We start from the raw sequence: 17187 nt of genomic DNA on the forward strand, positions 1-17187 counted from the left end.
CAACCACAACGAAACACGGAGTCACCCATGCCCGTTCGGTCACGAACCACGACATCGTCCGCTCTGATCGGCTTGCTGACCGTCGTGCTCGCCGGTTGCGGCGCCGACGCTTCCCCGGAACCGGAAGACCGGCGCGCGCCGATCGCCGATCCCGTCGCGATCACCTACGACGGCGGAATCCACGTACTGGACGGAAACAGTCTCGCGCTCGCGGCCACGGTCGAGCTCGACGGCTTCAACCGGCTCAACCCCGCGGGCGACGACCGTCACCTCATCGTCTCGACCAAAGAGGGCTTTCGCGTCTTCGACGCCGCCACAGCCGAATTCACCGGCACCGACTTTCCCGGTCCGCACCCCGGGCACGTGGTCCGGCATGCCGGGCGGACGGTGCTGTTCAGCGACGGCACCGGTGAAGTCGTCGCGTTCGACTCCGCAGATCTCGCCGCCGGGCGGCCGCGAACCGCCACCTACCGCGCCGCCGCCCCGCACCACGGCGTCGCGATCGAACTCGCCGGCGGCGACCTGGTCCTCACGCTCGGCACCGAGGAGAAGCGGACCGGGATCGTGGTGCTCGACAAGAACCGCGCCGAGAAGGCGCGCAACGAGGACTGCCCCGGCGTGCACGGGGAGGCGACGGCCGCGGGCGAGGCCGTGGTGATCGGCTGCGAGAACGGCGTGCTGATCTATCGCAACGGCGTCATCGGCAAAGTGACGAGCCCGACCGCGTACGGCCGGATCGGCAACCAGGCGGGCAGCGAAGCCTCGCCCGTCGTCCTCGGTGACTACAAGCAGGACAAGGACGCCGAACTCGAACGCCCGCAACGTGTCTCGCTGATCGACACGGTCACCGGCGCGTTGCGCCTGGTCGATCTGGGTACCAGCTACACCTTCCGTTCGCTGGCTCGCGGCCCGCACGGCGAAGCGCTGGTCCTGGGCACTGACGGCCGCATCCACGTGATCGATCCCGTCGCGGGCGCCGTCGTGCGCGCCATCCCGGTCACGGGCTCTTGGCAAGAGCCGCTGGAATGGCAGAAGCCGCGTCCCGCGCTGTTCGTCCGCGGCGGCACCGCTTACGTCTCGGATCCCGCCGCGAAGCAGATCCACCGCGTCGACCTGGCCACCGGAGCGAAGACGGCGAGCGTCACGCTGCCGAACACACCGAACGAAGTGAGCGGCGTGGCCGGGCACTGACCCCCGGGCTCTCGTGGGTGGGGACGCAGGATAATCACCGTGGCCTGCTGGGTGCTCACCTGAAAGGACGCGTATGACGTTGCCGCCGTCTCCATTCGGTCGTCGTGCGCTGCTGACCGCGGCGGCATTCATACCGCTGGCGGGATGCGCTACCGAAGAGTCGTCGTCCTCCTCCGCTCCCACAGTGCAGGCGGCGGAGCGCCACGAACGACTGATCGAGCTGGAACGAAAGTTCGACGCCCGCCTGGGCGTCTACGCCCGCGCCACGGGGACGGGCGCCACCATCGCCCACCGCGCGGACGAGCGATTCGCGTTCTGCTCGACATTCAAGGGCCTGGCCGCGGCGGCGGTATTGCAGCGCAACCCGCTGTCGCACTTGGATACCGTCGTCACCTACACCCGGGACGACCTGCTGAAGAACGCCGCCGTCACGCCACGTCACCTGGATACGGGTATGACGATCCGGCAACTGTGCGACGCCGCGATCCGCTACAGCGACGGCACCGCGGGCAACCTCCTGCTCCGCGATCTCGGTGGCCCCGCCGAATTGACGGCGTACGCGCGGAGTCTGGGCGACATGGTCACCCGGATGGACCGGATCGAGCCCGCGATCACCGAAGCCACCCCGGGCGATCCGCGCGACACGACTTCGCCGAGAGCCTTCGGCGAGCTGTACCACCGCATCGTGGTGGGCGACGCGCTGCCACCGGACAAACGCGACTTCTTGCGCGACCTGATGGAACGCAACGCGACCCCGGCCGGAGCCCAGCGGATCCGGGCCGGCACACCGCAGGGCTGGACGGTGGCCGACAAGACCGGGACCGGTGATTACGGCACGCTCAACGACATCGCGATCGTGTGGCCCCCGGCTTCCGCGCCCCTCGTCGTCGCCCTCATGTCCAGCAAGGCCGCCCGGGACGCCTCGTACGATCAAGCCCTGCTGGCCGAGGCCGCCGCGTACGTCATGGACACTCTCACCTAGCGTCGGCCGAGCTCCCGCGCGGGACTACTTGCCGTTCCGCGGGCCGCTCAGCGAGGCCGGGCAGTGGGGAGCCGCGGACCTGCTGCCCGCCCGGCCGCGGACGATCAACAGCCCGAACCGCAGCTGGCCCGCCGACCGGGCGTGGTTGGCGGCGACCGAGATCGACCTCCCGTGGACCGGCATCGCGGGCAGCGCCGCGCTGATCGAAGCGTTGCCGGCCGGCACGGTACTGGACGTCGAGGCAGTGCAACCGTCGAGTGACCTGTCGTATCGGCGGGACCGGCCGTTCCGATAGCCGCGCAGGGACGGATCCGCGGCCCGACCGCCGCTACGGTGGGATGGCATGGACACCGCTGTGCTCACCGAGCCGGAGTCACCGCGCGTCCCTCGGGCGACGGCGCGGGGCCGGTTCCGGAGGATTCCACACGTGCGGCCGGTAGTCGTCGTGGCCGGTTGCCTGCTCGTGCTGCAACTGGCGATCCGCTGGTGGGTGGCCGACAGCGGCTACTTCTATTGGGACGATCTCATCCTGGTCGGCCGCGCGGCCCGATTCGGTCTGTGGTCGACGGACCTGCTGTTGTACGACCACGACGGCCACTTCATGCCGCTGGCCTTCGCGACCGCCTGGGCGGTGAACGCGGTGGCGCCACTGGTCTGGGCAGGCCCGGTGGTGGTGCTGCTGCTCATGCAACTGGCGGCGTCGGTCGCCGTGGTGCGCATGCTGCTGCTGCTCACCGGCCCTCGCTGGCCCCTGCTGTTTCCGCTGGTCTTCTACCTGTTCTGCCCCCTGACGATCCCGGCCTTCGCCTGGTGGGCCGCCGCGCTGAACGCATTGCCGCTGCAGTTCGCCCTCGCCTGGGTGATCGGCGACGCGGTGCTGCTGGTCCGGACCGGGCGGCGCCGGTACGCGCTGTCCGGGATCGCGGTGTCGGCGGTGGCGCTGCTCTTCTTCGAGAAGTCCGCGGTCGTGCCGTTCGTCGCGTTCGCCGTCACGGCGCTGGCCCGCCATGTCGACGGCGGCGCGGCCCCGATTCGGGTGGTGGCGCGGCGCGGCGCGGCGCTGTGGGCCGGGTCGGGCGCGGTGCTGTCCTGCTGGTCGATCGCGTATCTCGTAATGGTTGACGGCCCCGGTTTGCCCGACCGGTGGGACGAGTTGCGTGACCTGCTGCCCGGCGCCGCGTCGCTGGGGATCGTGCCTGCCCTGTTCGGCGGGCCGTGGGTGTGGGAGCGGTGGCTACCGTCCACGCCGTGGGCGGATCCGCCGGGGTGGGCGGTGGTAGCGGCCTGGCTGGCGCTGATCGCGGTCGTGATGGCGACGATGCGCGCCCGGCAGCGGATCGCTGCGGTCTGGCTGACGGCCGCGGCCTATGTTCTGATCGCGCAGCTGGCCGTGGCGCTGGCCCGCGGCGGACCGAACACCGCGGGGGAGTTGATGCAGTCGCTGCGCTATTTCGCCGACACGGCGGTGGTACTGGCGGCCGCGGGGGCACTCGTGCTGCGCGCCCGTCCCCGGCCGTCCCGGGGACCGGCGCTCGTGGGTCGGCCCGTGACGGCCGCGCTGACGGTGGTCTTCGTCGTCAGTAGTCTCTGGTCCACCTGGACGTTCGTGCGATCGTGGCGCGTCGGTCCGACCGAGTCCTATATCACCACCGTGAAGTCGGGCTTGAGCGCGTGGGACGGCGCACCCCTGCTCGAGCAGGAAGTGCCGTGGAATGTGCTGAATCCTCTGGCCTATCCGCAGAATCTCACCGAGAACGTGCTGGCGCCCGTGGCCGCCCCCGGCACGTTCGCGGACTCGACACCGCACCTGCGGATGATCACCGACAGCGGCGCGATCGTCGAGGCGGCCGTCTGGTGGAACCGGATCATCCTGCCCGGACCGGAGCCCGGCTGCGGGCACCGCGTCCACGGCTCCGCCCCGGTGCGCCTGCCGCTCGACGGCCCGATGCTCGAGAACAAATGGACGGCGCAACTCAACTACCTCGCCGACCGCGACGGCCGGATCACCGTCGCGCTGGAACACGGCGAAGCGGTCACGGCGCCGGTCCGGAAAGGCCCGAACACCGTCTTCGTCCGCCTCATAGGCAGCGGGTCCGCACTCCGGATCGCCGCCACGACACCGGACTCGAGCCTGTGCGTCGGCGTCGGACCGGTCGGTGTCGCCTCCTACGACAACTGAACCGCCACACCTTTTCCGGTGCCGCGCGATTGTCCGGCCGCCGCGCGACCCACTTCATGTGCTCCCGAGTCCCGATAGCGCGGGGCGGGGCTGCGGTTTGCGCCTGGCGCACGGGGCGATATCTGATGGCCTCCACGGTCCTGAGGATTTCATCACTCGGCCTTGACGATGATTTCGTCGTAGTTGATGATTTCATCGGACGCCGTGGTGACGGAGACGGTGACGAGCGTCGACGGCTCGGTCCGCTTCCCCGTCCGGACAAGTGAGGACTTCGATGACCGTTTCCCGATTCCGCAGGACGATGACCAGGCGTGGGGCGCTGAGCGGCGCCCTCGCGGGAACGCTGGGCGCAGCCGCGACCGTGGCGATCGCTCGCGCGAACCCGGCTCGCGCCCGGCAACCTGCGCCGTCGGGCACCTACCGGATCGACCTGCACGCGCATTTCCTCCCGCCGGATTACCGCGCGGCGTTGCTCGACCACGGTCACATCACGATCGGCGGATACCCGACGCCGGACTGGTCGCCGGAACAAGCGCTGGCGTTCATGGACTACTACGGCATCCAGGCGCAGGCGCTGTCGGTCTCCGATCCCGGCGTGTCGTTTCTGCGTGGCAAAGAAGCCAACGACCTGGCCCGGTACTGCAACACCTACGCGGCGGGCCTGTTCCGGACGCATCCCACGCGGTTCGGCGCGTTCGCCGTGCTGCCGATGCCCGATATCCCCGCCTCCATCGCGGAGGCCGTCTACGCGCTGGACGAACTGCGCCTCGACGGTGTGGTCCTGCTGTCCGCCTACGACGGCAGCTACCTCGGCGACCCCCGTTTCGAGCCGTTGCTGATCGCGTTGAACCAGCGCAACGCCTACGTTTTCGTGCATCCGGCGGCCATCCCCGCCGACGCCAAACCGAAGCTGCCGCTGCCGGATTTCCTCGAGGAATTCACTTTCGACACCACCCGGGCGGCGACCTTGATGATGGTCACCGGCATGACGCAGCGCTACCCGAACATCCGTTTCCAGCTGGCGCACGCGGGCGGGACGCTGCCGTTCCTGTCCCACCGCGTCAGCGTGGCCGCGCAAACGGTGATCGGCGAACTGTGGCCTGCGGACCTGCCCCGGCCCTCGATCCTCGACACGCAACGCCAGATCGCGAACTTCTACTACGACACCGCGCTCAGCGGATCGGCCGCAGCGATGGCGGGCGTGCTCGCGGTCAGCTCCCGCGACCACGTCGTCTTCGGTTCGGACTGGCCTTTCAGCGCGCTCACCCTGCCGCAATCGGGCACCCACGATCCGGCTCCCGGGCTCAGCGACGTCTTCGACGCCGAGCAGCGGATGGAGGTCGAACGGATCAACCCGCTGCGGCAGTTGCCACGGCTGGCCGCGGCGGTCGACGCGTGAGACCGTCGCCCGCTGTCGTCGGATCCGTGTTTGCCCGGCGAAACTCGCGCCCCGTGATCCCTGGATGCCCGCGCGCCCGGGTGAAGGATAACCAGCAGTTCTCCGAACGTATCCGCACCGCCGAGTACTTGTCACCGCCGCGAGAGGAGCCGGCCCCATGGCAGCGAAACCCACGCGGGTCCGTACCTGGACCCGTCCCATCGTCGTCGTCACGCTGCTCATGGCGTTGCTGTCGGTGATGTACCTCGGTTACGTCGTCAACCCCGAGAAGAACCTGCACGATCTGCCGCTGGCGGTCGTGAACCAGGACGTCGGCGACACGCTCGGCGGCAAACCGGCCGATGTCGGCGGACAGATCACCGAAGCGCTCACCGCGCAGGTCCCCGCCGACAAGGTCGACCTGCGCGAGATCTCGATCACCGAAGCGCAGCGACAGCTGCGCGACGGCAAGATCTACGGCGCGATCGTCATCCCGAGCGATTTCACGAAGCGGCTCGCGATCCTCGGCGCCGCGGGGGTGGTGGCCGGGAAGGTCGACCGGCCGGTGATCACCGTCGAGACCAATCCGCGTACCGGCACATACGCCACCCAGATCACGCTCCGCATCGCCGAACAGGCGCTGAAGGAGGTGAACGCGACCGTCGGACGGCAACTCACCGCCGCTGTCGACGAACAACTCCGGTCGTCGGGCGGGCCGGCGCCGCAGCTGGCCGGCGCCAGCCAGTTGCAGCTCGCCGAACCGATCGACGTGGTGGTCGCGCCGTATCGGCCCCTGCCGGAAGGCACCGGCGGCGGGCTGTCGGCGTTCTTCTACACGCTGCTGCTTCTGCTGGCCGGATTCACCGGCGCCATGATCATCCACACCATGGTGGACGCCTCCCTCGGTTTCACTCCGACCGAGTACGGGCCGTGGTACGTGCACTATCCGCCCACCCCCATCTCCCGGCTGCGTACCCTCCTGCTGAAATGGGGCGTTCTCGCCGTCGCCGCGCCGATCGTGTCCGCCGTGTTCCTCGCGGTCGCGACGGCCCTGGACATGCCCGTCGACAAAGCCCTGCTGCTGTTTCTCTACTCGACGTTCGCCATCCTCGCCGTCGGCGTCACCGCGCTGTCGATACTCGCCGCCTTCGGCGCGGCGGGCATGCTCGTCAACCTGATCCTCTTCATCGTGCTGGGGCTCCCCTCGGCAGGCGGAACCGTGCCCATCGAAGCGACGCCGACGTCCTTCGCCTGGTTGTCCACCTTCGAGCCGATGCACCAGGTGTTCCTCGGTGTTCGCGCCATCCTGTACTTCGAGGCCAGTGGCGCGGCCGGCCTGGAACGCGGCGTCTGGATGACGCTGCTCGGGCTGGTCATCGGGTTGTGCTTCGGTGCGGCGGTGACGGCCTTCTATGACCGGAAAGGGTTGGCCGCACCGCGGATCGCGGCCAAGACGCCGCGACCTGATCCGCCGGCGCGCTCGCGGCGCACGCTCAGTTCCGCGCGACGGCCTCCTCGGCTGCGGCGCGGGCACGTGACAGCGCCTCGGGCACCGGAATCCGGCCCAGATACATTTCGGCGAGGATCGGGTCGACGGCGCGCAATGCGGCCGGGAAACCCGGCCCGCCACCGGAGGAGATGCGCGGGCCGCGCAGCACGTCGAAGAAGGGGGCGACATCGACCCCCTTATCGGCCCAGTAGTCGCGATAGCGCTGCTGCTCGGAGACGACTGCCGGGATGGTGGCGCCGCCTTCGGCCAGAATGCGATTGCCCGCGCCGCTGCCGAGCCAGGCCAGTACCCGGCGTACCGCGTCCGGATGCCGGGTGGCCGCGTTACCGGCGACGCCGATCGCGTTGTTCGTGCTCACCCGTCCGGCCGGGCCCGCGGGCAACAACGCGACGCCCCAGGCGAAGCGAGCCTGCTCGGAGATCTGGGCGAGAGTGAACGTTCCGGACTGGAACAGCGCCAGTTTTCCTTGCAGGAACGCGTTCTTCGCGAAGTCGGGATTGGTGTTGGTGTCGGCGGGCGATGGCGTGAGTCCGTCGGCGACCAACCGCACCAGATAGTCGAACGCCGCCACGCCCTGCGGGCTGTCGAAGACGAAGTGATCGCGATCGTCCTGGAAGCGTGCTCCCGCCGAGCCCAGATAGGGCAGTTCGACGGACTGGAAGTCGCGGCCCCCGTTGTAGGCGTACGTGGCGACGGCCGCCAGCCGGCGCAGCAGCGGGCGTAAGGTATCGTCGCCGTCCGGATTCCAGCGCAGTGCGTTCAGTTCCGCCGGATCCACGTGCGCGGCCGCGAGCAAGTCGCGGTTGTAGTAGACCGCTGTCCCGGCATCGACGAATTGCGGTACGCCCCATAACTTTCCGTCGCGTGTGTACTGCGTCACCGCCGACGGGTCCCAGGCTGTCACGGCCTCGGGACCGAGTGCCGCCCCGATGTCGATCAAGCGTCCGGCATCGGCGTAGTCCTCGTACAGATTGGTCCAGAACAGGTCGTCGGCAGTGCCCCCGGCGACGTCCAGCCGCAGCTTCTGCTGATACGACGACCACGGCACCACCGTGATCCGCACTTCGATGTCCGGATTCACCCGTTCGAACTCCGCGAGCGAGGCACGATAGGCGGGGACGAGGCTCTCGTCCCAGATCCGCAGCCCGAGCACGGTGCGGCCGGATTCGTCGCCGTCGCGGCCGAGCCACAAGACGGCCGCGACCAGCAGCACCGCGGCGAGCCCGAGGGCGACCACCACGCGGGTCGAAGTCCTCATTTCACTCCCGTCCACGCGATCGAGCGCAGCACCTGCCGCTGGAAGATCACGAACAGCACCACCAGCGGTGCGATGGCCAGCGTCGTGGCCGCCATCACCAGCGTCCACTGCGCGTTGTACCGGGTCTGCAGGTTCGCCGTCGCCACGGTGAGCACCTGCCACGAGCGGCCGCTGCTCGCGACCAGCGGCCACATGAAATTGTTCCACTGCGAGACGATCGTGATGAGCGTCAAGGTCGCCAGCACCGGCCTGCTCATCGGCACCATCACGTGCACGATGATGTCGAGGGTGTTCGCGCCGTCGAGCCGCGCCGCCCCGATCAGGTCCTGCGGGATCGCCCGGAAATACTGACGCAGCAGGAAGATCGCGTAGGGCGAGCCGAACATGAACGGCAGCACCAGCGCCCAGAACGTGTTCAGCAGGTCCAGCTGCGCGAACATCGAATAGAGGGGGATGAGCGTCACCATTGGCGGCACCATCATGGTGGCCAAGTACATCCAGAACAACGCGTCGCGGCCCGGGAACTCGGTGCGCGCGAACGCGTATGCCGCCAGGACCGAGGTGATCAGCTGGCCCCCGGTGACGAACGCCGTCATCAGGGCGGTCACCAGCACCGCCCGCCCGAATCCGTAGTCCAGCACGGTCCGGAAGTTCTCCGCGGTGACCGGATGTGGAAGGGCCAGTGGTGATCCGGTGGCGAACTGCTCGGGCGTCTTGACCGCCGTGAGGGCGCTGAGCAGCAGGGGAGCGACGGTCAGCAGCGCGCCGGCGGAGAGCACCGCATAGGCCGCCGCCGAACGAAGGCGATCAGAACTCATAGGTGGTCCGATTCCGGAAGTAGCGGTGCTGCGCCATGGTGATCGCGAACATCACCGCGAACACCACCAGGGCCATGACGGCAGCGCGGCCAGGACGCGCCGCGTCGAATGCTTCGGTGAAGATCCGCATCGCCAGGACGTCCGTGCGATCGCCCGGCCCGCCCTTGGTCAGCGCGTACACCGTGTCGAAGGTCTGGAACGCGCTCAGTACGCCGGTGACCAGGACGAAGAACATGGTGGGACGCAGCAGCGGCAGGATCAGCCAGCGGATCCGCCGCCAGCCGGTGGCCCCGTCCAGCGCTCCCGCGTCGAGTATCTCGCTCGGTATCGCGCGGATTCCGGCCACGAAGAACAGCGCCACGTAACCGAAGTTCGCCCACACGCTCACCGCGGCCACCGACGGCAACGCCAGCGCCGGATCCGACAACCACTCGACGCGCCGGCCGAGTACGGCATTGACGGCGCCGCCGGTGGGCGCCAGCATCCACTGCCACACCACACCCACCGCCACCGGTGCGCACATCCACGGCAGCGTGGACATGACCCGCAGGCTCGTCGCGCCGCGCCGTCGCGCCAGCAACGCCGCGACCGCGAAGCCCAGTACGGTCTGCGCGGGCACCACGATCGCGGTCAGCGCGAGCGTCACCAGCAGGGCATGGCCGAAGGCGGCGTCGGTCAGTACCGACCGCCAGTTGCGCAAGCCCACGAAATCCAACGGCCCCAACAGGTTCCAGCTGTGCAGACTGAGCCAGGCCACCACCAGGATCGGCGCTATCAGGAACGCGCCGACGCCGAACAGGCTCGGCAGCAGCAGAACATAACTCGTCACGCTACGACGAGCTCCAAGCCGGTTCATGTGCTGCGACGTTACCGCCCCCGCCCACCCGCACTCGGCGGGCGGGGCGGGGTCGTCAGTTGGTCGGACCGCCGGCCACGTAGATCACCTGGCCCGATACGAAACCGGCGCCCTCGCTGACGAGGAACGACGCGGTGTGCGCGATGTCGTCCGGGGTTCCCACGCGCTGCACGGGAATCTGCGCGGCGGCGGCCTTCTGGAAGTCCTCGAACGAGACGCCGACGCGCTCGGCGGTGGCGGCGGTCATGTCGGTGACGATGAATCCGGGCGCGATCGCATTGGCCGTCACGCCGAACTTGCCCAGCTCGAAGGCCAGGGTCTTGGTGAAGCCCTGCAGGCCGGCCTTCGCCGCCGAGTAGTTGGCCTGGCCGCGATTGCCGAGCGCCGAGGTGCTGGACATGTTCACGATCCGCCCCCATTTCTGCTCGACCATGTACTTCTGCACCGCGCGGGTGAGCAGGAAGGCGCCACGCAGGTGCACGCCCAGCACCGCGTCCCAATCCTCGACGCTCATTTTGAACAGCAGGTTGTCGCGCAGGATGCCCGCGTTGTTCACCACGACGGTCGGCGCGCCGAGCTCGTTCTCCAGCTGCTCGACGGCGGCGGCGACCGAATCCTCGTCCGACACGTCGGCGCCGAGTGCGAGGGCCTGTCCGCCCGCCTCGGCGATCGCGCGGACCGTATCGGCGCAGGCTGCCGCGTCGAGGTCGAGCACGCCGACCCGAAGCCCGTCCGCCGCCAAGCGCTTGGCGATCGCCGCACCGATCCCTCGTGCGGCGCCGGACACTACTGCAACTCGCTGGCCCATGAGCGCGTCCCTTCGTCGGTCGGATGTCGGATCAGTCATACCGCACCGGCCCGCCGTCGTGTCCGGGACCACTCCACCCGGAGCGGCGCGCGGGATTTCCACCGCTCTCGAGCAGAAGGCTTGCCCAGCTCTCGGCGCGATGCTTCGATCGGCACGTGACCGACCAGAACGAGGTTCCCCGTATCGTCAGCGCCAGCCGCGAGATCAACGCGGGCCCGGCGGAAATCTTCGAGCTCATCGCCGATCCCGCCGAGCAGCCGCGCTGGGACGGCAACGACAACCTGGCCGAGGCCGCGACGGGGCAGCGGGTGCGCGCAGCCGGCGCGGTGTTCAGCACGACGCTGACCAACGGAGCGGTGCGCGACAATCACGTCGTGGAGTTCGCCGAGGGCAGCCGCATCGCGTGGCGCCCGTCGGAGCCCGGGAAGGAGCCGCCCGGTCACCTCTGGCGCTGGGAGCTCGAGCCGGTGGGCGAGGGCCGCACCCGGGTCACCCACACCTATGACTGGACCTCGCTCACCGACGAGAAGCGCCAGGTCCGCGCTCGCGCGACCACCGCGGACAAGCTCTCGGCCTCCCTCGATCGCCTCGCCGGACTGGCCGAGCAGCAAGCGGTTTCGTCGTAGTCACCGTTCGCACGTCAGCGTGGGGCGGCTGATCAGTCCAGCAGTGTCGATGGGTACGGCTCCCTCCGCGCGTTGCCGGTCGTTCGCCGCGGTGCGGTCGGTCCGTCCCGGTCCGGTAACCTTGCCCGAATGACCTCGCCACGCCGTGTGAACAGGGGGCCGAAGGCGGCGGCCGGCAACCGGGCGGCGTTGATCCAGGCGGCGCGAGAGGTCTTCGCCCACAGCGGTTTCGACGCGCCGTTCAGCTCCATCGCGCGGGCCGCGGGAGTCGGGCAGGGCGTGCTCTACCGGCACTTCCCGACCCGGGAGAGTATCGCGCTGGCAGTGTTCGAGGAGAACATCGACGGCATCGAGGCGCTGGCGGCCGATCCGGCGGTCACGGTCGACGACCTACTGGCGATCATGGTCGATCAGATCACCACCTCGGCGGCCTTCATCGCGATGATCCACCCCACCGATACCGGCGACATGCGCCTGTTCGAGGTGGCGCGACGGTTGATCACCCTCATCGCCGAGAAGCTCGAGGATCCGGCTCAGCGCGGCACGATCAGTGCGGACATCACCACCGCCGACGTGGTCCTGGCGCTGGCGATGCTCGCGGCAGTGCTGTCGAAGACCGACGCGCGGTCGAAGAAGGAGACCGCCCGGCAGGCCTGGGCGTTGCTGGACCGCGCGCTGCACGCCTGACGGCGAGGTACGGCGTCGATCTCGGGCCCGCCGGGTGACCCGGACTCGGTGATGCGTCCTGCCTGCGCTGGGAAGGCTCGTTCTTAAAGTTAGCCTAACCTTATGAACGCGACCGTGGTGGTGTCCGAGCCGGGCAAGCGGATCGTCCGGGCGCGCAGGCGAGCCCGAAAACCGATGCGCCGCAAGCTGATCGTGATTCACCGCTGGTCGGCGTTGCTGCTCGGGCTGGTCCTGGTGATCCAGTCCACCTCGGGCGCGATCCTGCTCTACCACGCCGAACTGTTCCGGGCTCAGCACGCCTCGTTCTATCGGCACACCGACGGACCGCCGGTGCTCGACGGCGAGCAAGCCGTCGCGCTGGTTCGCGCCGCCGATCCCGACTTCGACGTCGGCTGGGTCGGCACGGACGGCGGTGTCCTCGTGGTCGGGAACATCGGCTACACCGCCGCCTACTCCGTCGATCCCGGCACCGGGCGGATCAACGAGCGGGCGGATCTGACCGACGGACTCCTGGGCTGGCTGGCCAATCTGCACAACTGCGCCTTCGGCTGTGCGCGGTACTCCGGCGCGATCCCGGTCCTGGAGAACAAAGCGCCGGTCATCCACATCAAATGGGGGGCAGTGATCGTGGGCTCGCTCGGCCTCCTGCTGGTCTCGCTCGCGGTATCCGGTGCGGTCATCTGGTGGCCGTCGCTCAAACGGCTGCGCCAGGGGTTCCGCGTCCGGCTCCGAAAGGGCCGCTTCGCCCGGGACCGGGACCTGCACAACGTGATCGGCATCATCGCCGTGCCGTTCCTGCTGGTATGGGGCATCACCGGCATCACCATCGAATGGCCTGCCGTGCAACGCGCCTGGCTGGTCGCGACCGGTGGCAACACCGTTCTCGAACGCACCGAGAAGTCTTTCGTGCCGAGGCTCGATGGTACGGACCGTGCCCCTGTCTCCCTCGGCGAGGCGGGCGCGATCGCGCACCGAGCCGCCCCGGGCCGGCTCGCTTACCTCGTGCTGCCCACGGAGACCACGCCGTACTACCGTGCCACGGTCGCCGGTGCCTATTCCCCGCGCGAGCACCGCCTGTTCTACAGCGGCGACGTGCTGGTCTACGTGAACGCCTACGACGGCTCCGACATCAAGGTGGTCGACGCGAGCCACGACCGGCCGCTGGCGAACACCTTCTACGCGAAGGTCTTCGAGCCCGCCCACTTCGGCTGGCTGGTGAACGGCTGGTGGCGGCTGATCTGGCTCGCTCTCGGACTGACTCCGCTCGCCCTCGCCGTCACCGGGCTGTCGACTTGGTCGGTGCGGCGCCGGACCCGGCGGCGCGACAACCGCGCGGCGACGTAATCGCGGACCTACGAGGGGAAGTAGATCGCCTGGCCGGCGAAAACCGTATCGGGGTCACCGATGTGGTTCGCCGCGGCGGCGACCGCGACGCGGGTGTCCAGATCGGCGGTGCCGTACTCGTGGCGGCACATCGTTCGCAACGTGTCGCCCGCGACGCTTCGACGGCGGTTCAAGCCGGGCACGACGAGGATGTGTCCGGGCGCCGGTTCGGCCCCCGAAAGGTGGTTCGCCAGTTCGATCACCAGAGCGAGATGCTCGTCGCCGTACCAGCGTTCGGCCAGAATCGCGAGGGTCTCGCCTTCGACGACCGTATGGTGGCCGACATCGCCCAGTTCCGGAATGTGCAACCAGGCGCCCCGCTGTATCTCCCGTTGTGCCACACCGTTGACGACTTCCCAGATCAACTGCACGCCGGTGTCCTCGGTGCCGTAGTAGCGCTGGGTGATCTGCCTGCGTGTCGCGGTGGAGTCGGTGGTGGTGACGAGATGCCGCCGCGTGATGTAGGGAATCCAGAGTTGCTGTCCGACATCGATCGAATCCGGGTCGGCGAGGTGGTTCTGGCGCGCGATCGCCGGGAACAGGCTGCTGTCTCCGTACTCGCGATGCGCGATCCCGGAGAGGGTGTCGCCGGGTCGAACTTCGTACTTCTTCAACTCTTCCACCTTCTCTGCTCGGGCGGCGAATGGTGCCGCGACTGCATTCCTGCGGAATCTCTCGTCACCGTTTGTCGCGTGGGGCCGACCTCGGACATCCGCGGGACGCTTCCGCACCACCGAATACTCGCGGGAATCGGTTGCGCAATCGTGAGTAGCCGACTACTCGTTTTCCCGGACGCCGCTATGACCTGGGATCACGGGGAATCCCTGCCGGGAAGCCAGCTGTTGCCGGGCTGAGTCCAGTGCCGGTCTTTGATCATGCGACGGGCGGCTCGCTTGTTTCTGCCGAGGAGGCGTTCCAGATAGAGACGGCCGGCGAGCTGGTCGGTCTCGTGCTGGAGACAGCGGGCGAGGTAGCCGGTGGCTTCGACGGTGACGGAGCGGCCGGTCCGGGCGACGCCGGTGACCTCTGCCCAGTGGACATTCGCCCCGATCCGGACGGCCTCGTCATCGAACACGCCACCATGCGTATCCAGGCCGAAACCAATTGGCGCGAAAAAGTTCTCGCCGATATCGACAAACTCGACGCCTCGCGTTCGTGACCCACGAGGTGTGCTCACCGCGGGCGTTTCGGTGGCCGGCGGCGGGTACGCACGTGGGTCGTTGCGGGGCAGTTCTTTTCGATCGTGTGAAGATGCGCCGGGGCTGATTGGGTCGCCGGGCGTCGGGTAGCGCCAAGACGTGGCGCACAGAGCCACAGTCGGTTTCATCCGCTACCGAAAGGAGCAAGTGATGGCAGACCAGAACAACCCCGGGCAGTTCGGCAACCGCTCCGACACCGAGGAGCAGGCGCGCCGCGGCGGCCAGGCCAGCACCGGCAGCTTCGGCGACCGCAACTCCGCCGATCCGAGCGCGGCCGGGCGTAAGGGCGCCGAAGCCCAGCCCGCCGAGGCCAAGGCGCGTGGCGGCCAGCACAGCCACGCCGGTCGCTGACGTCGACCGGACAACACGGGCCGGGCGGTACAACCGCCCGGCCCGTTTCCTGTCCGGGGTCGCTGCTGCCGGGGGCCTTTCCCTGCGCACGCGGATCGGGGCCGATCGCCGAGGCGTGTTCGCTTCGAGTGCTATGTGACTACCAATTAGCGATTACGTCGCGCGTATGGTCGTGTGGTTCCGTTGCCGTCGCCGCTGACTTGGGGGCAGCGGACGATTGTTGAACATGTGTCCGACTGCTGTGAATGTGCTGTTCATACACGGTTATCAACTCGCCTGCGCGGACACTCCAGCGCGGCGTTAGCGGATGAGAACAAGTTCTGAAAAGTAGAGACAACCAGGCATTCGTCTTGCTAAGTTAATTACTGTTCTTATCGCTTTGCGACGGCGAGGAGCGGGCGTCGCACCACACGTCGCATCATCACGGTGACGCCCGCGCTCAATGAGGAGTGGCGCAGACATGGATCGACTCAGCAGGCGTAATGCCTTGAAGGCCGGGGGCGTACTCGGCGCGTTCGGCGCTCTGGCCATGGTGACTCCGGCGCGCGCGGAGCCGTGGACGTGGTCACCGCAGGGTTCGGTGGCGGGCACGGGAGAAGGAGCCGACCCGCTCACCGTGTGGGATCCCGAGGTGGACCAGTTGGTCGCCTCGCTGGTTGACCGGGGGGAGGTGCCGAGGGTCAACGAGTTGTTGCGCACCTGGACCAGGAACGGCCAGCCGCTGCCTGCCGGGCTGCCGACGGAACTGCGCGACTTCATGGAATACGCCCGTCGGCTGCCGCCCTGGGCGGATCGGGGCAAGCTGGCCACCGCGGTCGAGTTCAACAAGAAGCGCGGCCTGTATCTCGGCGTGCTGTACGGGCTGGCCAGCGGCATGATGAGCACGGTCATTCCCAAGGAGGCGCGCGCGGTCTACTACTCCAAAGGCGGCCACGATCTGAAGGACCGCATCTCCAAGACCGCCAAACTCGGCTACGACATCGGCACCGCGAATGCCTATGGCCCCGACGGCGAGATGGTCGTGACCTGCCTGAAAACCCGGTTGGTGCACGCCGCGGTGCGCCACCTGCTGCCGCAGTCCCCGCACTGGGTGCACTCGGCCGAGGAGGACATCCCGATCAGTCAGAACGACATGATGGTCACCTGGCACAGCCTGCCCACGACCGTCATGAAGCATCTGACCGCGTGGAACGTGCCGATCCCCGCCGCCGAGTCCGAGGGGTTCCTGCACTCGTGGCAGGTGTGCGCGCACATGCTCGGCATCCGGGACGAGTACATCCCGAACTCGTGGGCCGAGGCCAACTCTCAAGCCGCCCAGGTGCTCGACCCGATCCTGGCGGCGACCCCCGAGGGCGCCAAGCTCGCCGACCGCCTGCTGCGCCTCGGCGCCAATCTCGATCTGGCCATCCTGACCAAGCCGGTGCTCGGTGCGTTCACCCGCTTCCTGCTCGGCGACCAGATCGCCGACGGGCTGGCCATCGCCAGGGAGCCGGTCTGGGACCCGCTGTTGCGGGTGAGCTGGGGGCCGTTCATCGCCGTGCGCGAAGGGCTGCTTCCGGTGGTGCCGCTGGCGCCGGATGCCTACTGGTTGTTCGACGAGTTCCTCCGGCAAGCGGCTCTGGTCTATCTGGCCGAACTGGAGATGCCGATCAGCATCGAGATCCCGACGATGAACCGGGACATGAACCGCCCGCCTCGCTGATCCGGTGCGGCTGCCCCGCCGGGTTCCGTCGCGTCTGCGCGACCGTTTCCCGGGTGGCAGGCCCGCAGCCGCAGGTCGGCGGACGGCAATCTGCACGACGAAGTGCTCGAGCGCACGGCCGATAGCTATTAAGTTACTAGCTATTCTTTGCCCGAGATAGCCGAGGCGACTGACACATCCGGAGTTGATCGTCACCATCGATGACGATGTCCACGTCGAACTGCCGGAATTGCCCTGCGGTGATCTCTGGCGGTGAGTA

16 protein-coding genes and 1 pseudogene are annotated in these 17187 nt (G+C 68.5%); 11 read left to right on the forward strand and 6 right to left on the reverse strand.

Going from position 1 to position 17187, the window contains the following annotated elements; genetic code table 11:
- Nucleotides 1-27: 27 nt before the first annotated feature.
- From aztD to ACWEKR_RS30200, 6 genes and pseudogenes are all read left to right on the forward strand, one after another.
- A complete protein-coding gene (gene aztD / locus ACWEKR_RS30175; protein WP_452357337.1) occupies nt 28-1191 on the forward strand; it encodes a zinc metallochaperone AztD in 1164 nt (387 codons plus the stop codon).
- A 73-nt stretch (nt 1192-1264) separates the two neighbouring features.
- The gene (gene bla, locus ACWEKR_RS30180) at nt 1265-2173 is read left to right on the forward strand and encodes a class A beta-lactamase (RefSeq protein ID WP_452357338.1); all 909 of its coding nucleotides are present in this window, start codon (nt 1265-1267) and stop codon (nt 2171-2173) included.
- 28 nt (nt 2174-2201) lie between these two features.
- Nucleotides 2202-2468 carry a hypothetical protein gene (locus ACWEKR_RS30185; RefSeq protein WP_452357339.1) on the forward strand — a complete coding sequence of 89 codons (267 nt, stop codon included), beginning with the start codon at nt 2202-2204 and terminating at the stop codon, nt 2466-2468.
- Between the two features lie 48 nt (nt 2469-2516).
- On the forward strand, nt 2517-4352 hold the full coding sequence (locus ACWEKR_RS30190) for a hypothetical protein (RefSeq protein ID WP_452357340.1): 1836 nt from the start codon (nt 2517-2519) through the stop codon (nt 4350-4352).
- A gap of 274 nt (nt 4353-4626) precedes the next feature.
- Nucleotides 4627-5751, forward strand: coding sequence for an amidohydrolase family protein (locus ACWEKR_RS30195; protein WP_452357341.1), 1125 nt, complete (start codon nt 4627-4629; stop codon nt 5749-5751).
- Between the two features lie 238 nt (nt 5752-5989).
- Nucleotides 5990-7057, forward strand: a pseudogene (locus tag ACWEKR_RS30200) (YhgE/Pip domain-containing protein); the annotation flags it as partial.
- 166 nt (nt 7058-7223) lie between these two features.
- On the opposite strand, the gene ACWEKR_RS30205 reads toward ACWEKR_RS30200, so the two are convergent.
- Genes ACWEKR_RS30205 through fabG form a run of 4 tightly spaced genes read right to left on the reverse strand, consistent with a single transcriptional unit; the run spans nt 7224 to nt 10980 of the window.
- On the reverse strand, nt 7224-8498 hold the full coding sequence (locus tag ACWEKR_RS30205; protein WP_452357342.1) for an ABC transporter substrate-binding protein: 1275 nt from the start codon (nt 8496-8498) through the stop codon (nt 7224-7226).
- Entirely contained in the window at nt 8495-9316 is an 822-nt protein-coding gene (locus ACWEKR_RS30210) for a carbohydrate ABC transporter permease (RefSeq protein WP_452357343.1), read from the reverse strand. Before ACWEKR_RS30210 ends, ACWEKR_RS30205 begins: the two co-directional genes overlap by 4 nt.
- Nucleotides 9306-10172, reverse strand: a complete 867-nt coding sequence (locus ACWEKR_RS30215) for a carbohydrate ABC transporter permease (protein WP_452357344.1) — start codon at nt 10170-10172, stop codon at nt 9306-9308. The genes ACWEKR_RS30210 and ACWEKR_RS30215 overlap by 11 nt, the downstream gene beginning before the upstream one ends.
- A gap of 55 nt (nt 10173-10227) precedes the next feature.
- The gene (gene fabG, locus ACWEKR_RS30220; protein ID WP_452357345.1) at nt 10228-10980 is read right to left on the reverse strand and encodes a 3-oxoacyl-ACP reductase FabG; all 753 of its coding nucleotides are present in this window, start codon (nt 10978-10980) and stop codon (nt 10228-10230) included.
- A gap of 155 nt (nt 10981-11135) precedes the next feature.
- Here fabG and ACWEKR_RS30225 point away from each other — a divergent pair, with 155 nt between their 5' ends.
- The 3 genes from ACWEKR_RS30225 to ACWEKR_RS30235 all read left to right on the forward strand — a co-directional run bounded on the left by ACWEKR_RS30225 (nt 11136) and on the right by ACWEKR_RS30235 (nt 13637).
- Nucleotides 11136-11606 (forward strand): SRPBCC family protein, encoded by a 471-nt coding sequence (locus ACWEKR_RS30225; protein WP_195090020.1) that lies wholly within the window; start codon nt 11136-11138, stop codon nt 11604-11606.
- A 129-nt stretch (nt 11607-11735) separates the two neighbouring features.
- Nucleotides 11736-12293, forward strand: coding sequence for a TetR/AcrR family transcriptional regulator (locus ACWEKR_RS30230; RefSeq protein WP_452357346.1), 558 nt, complete (start codon nt 11736-11738; stop codon nt 12291-12293).
- A gap of 102 nt (nt 12294-12395) precedes the next feature.
- Nucleotides 12396-13637 carry a PepSY-associated TM helix domain-containing protein gene (locus tag ACWEKR_RS30235; RefSeq protein ID WP_452357347.1) on the forward strand — a complete coding sequence of 414 codons (1242 nt, stop codon included), beginning with the start codon at nt 12396-12398 and terminating at the stop codon, nt 13635-13637.
- Nucleotides 13638-13645: 8 nt separating this feature from the next.
- On the opposite strand, the gene ACWEKR_RS30240 is transcribed toward ACWEKR_RS30235, so the two are convergent.
- On the reverse strand, nt 13646-14290 hold the full coding sequence (locus ACWEKR_RS30240) for a LysM peptidoglycan-binding domain-containing protein (RefSeq protein WP_452357348.1): 645 nt from the start codon (nt 14288-14290) through the stop codon (nt 13646-13648).
- A 197-nt stretch (nt 14291-14487) separates the two neighbouring features.
- A complete protein-coding gene (locus ACWEKR_RS30245) occupies nt 14488-15003 on the reverse strand; it encodes a peptide deformylase (RefSeq protein WP_452357349.1) in 516 nt (171 codons plus the stop codon).
- Between the two features lie 22 nt (nt 15004-15025).
- On the opposite strand from ACWEKR_RS30245, the gene ACWEKR_RS30250 reads away from it, so the two are divergent.
- A complete protein-coding gene (locus ACWEKR_RS30250; protein WP_452357350.1) occupies nt 15026-15226 on the forward strand; it encodes a hypothetical protein in 201 nt (66 codons plus the stop codon).
- 460 nt (nt 15227-15686) lie between these two features.
- Complete coding sequence (locus ACWEKR_RS30255) at nt 15687-16928, forward strand: oxygenase MpaB family protein (protein WP_452357351.1); 1242 nt, start codon at nt 15687-15689, stop codon at nt 16926-16928.
- Nucleotides 16929-17187 lie beyond the last annotated feature (259 nt).

The organism is Nocardia sp. NPDC004573 (genome assembly GCF_053602135.1).

What these genes read in the sequence shown, in the direction of transcription:
- aztD (WP_452357337.1), top strand. Translation starts at nt 28, where the DNA reads ATGCCCGTTCGGTCACGAACCACGACATCGTCCGCTCTGATCGGCTTG.
- bla (WP_452357338.1), top strand. Translation starts at nt 1,265, where the DNA reads ATGACGTTGCCGCCGTCTCCATTCGGTCGTCGTGCGCTGCTGACCGCG.
- ACWEKR_RS30190 (WP_452357340.1), top strand. Translation starts at nt 2,517, where the DNA reads ATGGACACCGCTGTGCTCACCGAGCCGGAGTCACCGCGCGTCCCTCGG.
- ACWEKR_RS30195 (WP_452357341.1), top strand. Translation starts at nt 4,627, where the DNA reads ATGACCGTTTCCCGATTCCGCAGGACGATGACCAGGCGTGGGGCGCTG.
- ACWEKR_RS30205 (WP_452357342.1), bottom strand. Translation starts at nt 8,498, where the DNA reads ATGAGGACTTCGACCCGCGTGGTGGTCGCCCTCGGGCTCGCCGCGGTG.
- ACWEKR_RS30210 (WP_452357343.1), bottom strand. Translation starts at nt 9,316, where the DNA reads ATGAGTTCTGATCGCCTTCGTTCGGCGGCGGCCTATGCGGTGCTCTCC.
- ACWEKR_RS30215 (WP_452357344.1), bottom strand. Translation starts at nt 10,172, where the DNA reads ATGAACCGGCTTGGAGCTCGTCGTAGCGTGACGAGTTATGTTCTGCTG.
- fabG (WP_452357345.1), bottom strand. Translation starts at nt 10,980, where the DNA reads ATGGGCCAGCGAGTTGCAGTAGTGTCCGGCGCCGCACGAGGGATCGGT.
- ACWEKR_RS30230 (WP_452357346.1), top strand. Translation starts at nt 11,736, where the DNA reads ATGACCTCGCCACGCCGTGTGAACAGGGGGCCGAAGGCGGCGGCCGGC.
- ACWEKR_RS30235 (WP_452357347.1), top strand. Translation starts at nt 12,396, where the DNA reads ATGAACGCGACCGTGGTGGTGTCCGAGCCGGGCAAGCGGATCGTCCGG.
- ACWEKR_RS30245 (WP_452357349.1), bottom strand. Translation starts at nt 15,003, where the DNA reads ATGAAACCGACTGTGGCTCTGTGCGCCACGTCTTGGCGCTACCCGACG.
- ACWEKR_RS30250 (WP_452357350.1), top strand. Translation starts at nt 15,026, where the DNA reads ATGGCAGACCAGAACAACCCCGGGCAGTTCGGCAACCGCTCCGACACC.
- ACWEKR_RS30255 (WP_452357351.1), top strand. Translation starts at nt 15,687, where the DNA reads ATGGATCGACTCAGCAGGCGTAATGCCTTGAAGGCCGGGGGCGTACTC.